We start from the raw sequence: 4,290 nt of genomic DNA, 5'->3' as shown, positions 1-4,290 counted from the left end.
GGCTGCACCGATACTGGCGGCAGGCCGGGCATTCTGGGGCTTCGCACGGGTCCATGTGAACCAAAACGCCGGCACGCCCCTCAAAATGGTGGATGAGCAGCTGCTCGACCAGCTTGGCCTGGGTGTGGGCCGCTTCAAGCAGCAGGTCTCGGGGCAAAACCAGGTGCAGATCGATATGCACGAAATTTCCTGACCGCCATGCCCGTAGCTGATGGATGTCAATCCACACCGCTGGGCGGTGGCGTTCAAGTAGCTGCGATATCTCATCCAGCAGCCGGGGGTCGGATTTGTCCATCAGGGCCGAAAAGCTTTGGCGGACCAGCCGGCTGCCGGTTATCAGGATGTGGACGCCCACCATACAGGCAACGGCGCCATCGAGCCTGAGCCAACCGGTGAGTTGAACCAGCAGCAGACCGACCACCACCCCCACGGACGTGGCCACATCGGTCAGTACATGCCTGCCGTCGGCGATCAGGGCCAAAGAGCAGGCCCGCTTGCCGAACCGGACCAGCCCGATGCCGAGGATCAGGTTGACCATCGACGCCCCGACCAGAATCGCCAGGCCCCACTGCAGGTTCGCCAGGGGTTGCGGCCTGATCAAATGCGAGATGCCGCTATTGAATATTCCGATGGCGGCAAGAACAATCAATGCCCCTTCAAAACCGGCCGAAAAAAATTCGATCTTTCCATGGCCGTACGGATGGTCCGCATCGGGCGGCTGGGCTGCCAGCCAGATGCTGACCGCGGCGAATACGGCCGCCACCACATTGATGATGGACTCGAGCGCATCGGACAGCAGGGCCGTTGAGCCGGTTAAGTGGTAGGCATAAAATTTGGCGGCCATCAGGCCCGTCGACACGCAAATAGAGATGCCGATGGCCGTCATGCGGCGTCTGAACTGCGCGGGTTCGTCAAAAAGCGGGCGGCTTTCAGTCTGCATGGCCGGAGCTGCTGCTGAAAGGTTGCAGGAAAATGCCGTATCACCGGGGTTCCCGGTCATAGGCCCAAAAACCCGAGCGCTTGGGTGGTCATCAGCGCTTGCGTGCCGGATACTATATGTCGCGTGGCCCCAAACTTCAACTGCTGGAACCACAGAACCAACCAGGGACGGCGGTGTCGCTTGGCTGCGCAAACGCGTCGCAACGTTGCAGGCCCATCCCGCCGGCCCATTGCAGGGCCAATCCAGGCCGGCTGCTTCCCGGCGGCGAAGATACAAACTCCGTGACAGCGAGATGAAAATCGGTTAGGCTGGGCCCGTTTTGCAAACCGATCGTTCGGCACCCAAACAGACGGAGAGCGTTGATGGCACAGCAGGAACAACTCGATTTTGCGGTCGATACCGCCAACCTTTACCGCGAGGACGCGATCACCGACCTTAAAGTGGCATCCATTCGACGGATGGTGCCGGTCACTGCGGCTGGCGAAGATGACCCTAGCCGGTCGCCCCTCTTTTTCGGCCACACCCAAATCCTCACCCCGCAGGGGCCGCTGCCGTTGCAAGCCCGACTGATGGCCAACAACCTGGCCGAAGCCATGGCGGCGTTTCCCGAAGCCATGGAACGGGAGATGACCCGCAGGGAAGCGGTTCCCTGCGGGATATTCCGGGCAAGAGAAAGCATCAGGGAGATGGCATGTTCCGCCGTCGTAACAGTATTGCCGCCCGGCGCATTCATGACCACAATGCCGCGTTTTGTGGCAGCCTCCACATCGATATTGTCGACACCTGCGCCGGCACGTCCGATAACCTTGAGATTGGGCGCATTGGCGAGGACATGATCCGTGATTCGGGTGCCGCTTCGAATGGCAATGGCATGAAAGTCTTTGATAATGCCGGCAAGGGCTTCCGGAGAGTTGGTTTCCTTGTTGTTGTCGACAACCACCTCAATGGAATCGAATGCTTCCAGTCGATCTTTTGCAACGGGGGACATATTGTCCCGGATCATAACTTTGAACATATCCATGGCCTGTGCTGTTGTCAGAGAATCCGTATCATGTTGTCTTTGGACACAACGATCATTCCGGGAATCGTCTGGAACTCATATGACTGATTTATGATGGTACACTATATCCAAACCGGCTTTGATTTCAAGATGTTTTTCAATTTTTTCCGTACAGGGCCTGGTGGATGGTGCAAACGGCAATCCGGGCGGCCGCTGTCTGCGGGCAAGCCCGGATCATTTTGTTCAGGTTGGATCGAACTTTCCGGTGACAAGGAATTATTGATTTCCTTTCCAGAATGGCGACATGTTGCGAAGCGTTTTAATGATGTTCGGAAGCTTTTCAATGATCAGATTGATTTCATCCATGGTATTGTATGTGCTCAGGCTGAAACGAATGGTACCATGGGCTGCCGTAAACGGAACACCCATTGCCCGCAGAACATGAGACGGTTCCAGTGAACCGGAGGTGCAGGCTGATCCGGATGAAGCACAGATCCCAAACTCGTCCAGCATCAGGAGAATCGCCTCTCCTTCCACATATTCAAAGGCAATACTGGTGGTATTGGGGAGTCTCTTTTCCGTTGCGCCATTGACAAACGAGTGTTCGATTTTTGCGAGAAGTCCTTTTTCAAGGGTGTCCCGAAGGTTTTTGACATCGGTATTTTCTTTTTCCATCAGCTCCTGAGAAAGCTTTGCAGCCGCACCCAGGCCAATGATGGAGGCAACGTTTTCGGTTCCGCCGCGTCTTCCTTTTTCCTGGTGACCGCCGATCAGAAATGGTGAAAACTTGGTCCCTTTCCGGACGTATAATGCGCCGATTCCTTTGGGTGCGTGGAGCTTATGCCCGGACAGGGACAGCATGCCGATGCCGGAATTGTTCAGGTCAATGGGGATTTTACCGACCGCCTGAACCGCATCGGTGTGAAAAACAATCCCTTTTTCCTTTACAACGGAAGCAATTTCCTCCACCGGGAAAATGACGCCGGTTTCGTTATTGGCCCACATGATGCTCACAATGGCTGTATCGTCGGTGAGGTTTTGATACAGATAATCAAGGTCAAGAGCGCCATTCTGGTCAACAGGAACATAGGTGATGCGGTATCCGTCCTTGGCCAGCTTTTCGCACAGGTTTTTCACAGCCGGATGCTCGACCCGCGTGGTGACAATATGTTTTCTGGATGGGTTGGACATGATGGCCGCCCGTATGGCGGTACTGTCGCTTTCCGTTCCGCAGCTGGTAAACAGGATTTCCTCCGGTGTCGCATTCAGGAGAGTAGCGACCCGGGTTCGGGCTTCGCGTATTTTTTTTCCGACCTGGCCGCCGAATGTATGCATGCTCGATGGATTGCCATAATATTGCGTAAGATACGGCATCATTTCATCCAGAACACCCGGGGCGATCTGCGTTGTTGCATTGTTGTCCGCATAGATAACAGCCATCAGTTTACCTCCTGCACTTCCAGAGAGTCGGAAACCAGTTCGCGCAGTTTGGTCTCTACATAATTTTTCAGGGTGATCTGAGATTTGCTGCATGTTGCGCATGTTCCCCTCAGTTTTACGGTCACCTTGTCACCGTCCACATCGATCAGCTCGATATCTCCGCCGTCTTTTGCAAGGGCCGGCTGAATTTCCCGGGTAAGGGTTTCTTCGATCAGTTTGATTTTCTGGATATTGGTTAACTCCTTTTTTTTCATTCTGGGCAGGATCTGAATGCCGCCAATCTGCTGGTCGATAATGGCTTGAATGTTTTCATGGCATTTCCCGCATCCGCCGCCGGCCTTGACATAATCAGTCACTTCTTCAACGGTTTTCAGCCCGTTTTCCGTGACCGCCCGTTTGATTTCCAGATCGGTTACGCCAAAGCATTCACAGACGATTTCCCCTTCAATCTTTTTTTCCGACCCGCCCCGGTAATAGGTGATGGCTTTTTCCAGGGCATCCCTTCCCATGACCGAGCAGTGCATTTTTTCTTTGGGCAGGCCGCCGAGATAATCCGCAATATCCTCATTGGTGATTTTTGCCGCCTCTTCCAGGGTAAGCCCCTTGAGCATTTCCGTCAGTGCGGATGAGGACGCTATGGCACTGGCGCATCCGAATGTCTGAAATTTGGCATCCGCAATCTGTTTGCGCTGCTCATCCAGTTTGAATGTCAGCTTGAGCGCGTCGCCGCAGGCCAGCGAACCGACCTCCCCGATACCATCCGGATCATTGATCACACCGACATTTCGGGGATTCAAAAAATGATCCTTTGTTTTTTCCGTATATTCCCACATAGCAAAACCTCCTCTGCTCCTGTTTCCGTGTTATTGCCCGTTTGGGCTTATAATATAATACCAAAGCAATATGTTAC

Annotated in this window: 4 protein-coding genes; all 4 read right to left on the bottom strand. The window is 54.2% G+C overall.

Going from position 1 to position 4,290, the window contains the following annotated elements:
- Window positions 1-940, bottom strand: a 940-nt coding sequence (locus R6V78_RS17190) for a cation diffusion facilitator family transporter (RefSeq protein ID WP_410290611.1), incomplete at its 3' end; no start/stop codon positions are given.
- Window positions 941-1,349: 409 nt separating this feature from the next.
- The gene (locus R6V78_RS17185; protein ID WP_410290610.1) at window positions 1,350-1,955 is read right to left on the bottom strand and encodes a hypothetical protein; all 606 of its coding nucleotides are present in this window, start codon (window positions 1,953-1,955) and stop codon (window positions 1,350-1,352) included.
- A gap of 261 nt (window positions 1,956-2,216) precedes the next feature.
- Entirely contained in the window at window positions 2,217-3,380 is a 1,164-nt protein-coding gene (nifS, locus tag R6V78_RS17180) for a cysteine desulfurase NifS (protein WP_410290609.1), read from the bottom strand.
- Window positions 3,380-4,213 (bottom strand): Fe-S cluster assembly protein NifU, encoded by an 834-nt coding sequence (gene nifU, locus R6V78_RS17175; RefSeq protein ID WP_410290608.1) that lies wholly within the window; start codon window positions 4,211-4,213, stop codon window positions 3,380-3,382. Before nifU ends, nifS begins: the two co-directional genes overlap by 1 nt.
- Between the last annotated feature and the right edge of the window lie 77 nt (window positions 4,214-4,290).

It is taken from the genome of Desulfosarcina sp. (genome assembly GCF_046496365.1).
In the GTDB taxonomy this organism is placed as follows: domain Bacteria; phylum Desulfobacterota; class Desulfobacteria; order Desulfobacterales; family Desulfosarcinaceae; genus Desulfosarcina.
This window is presented reverse-complemented; position numbering and strand designations above follow the sequence as displayed.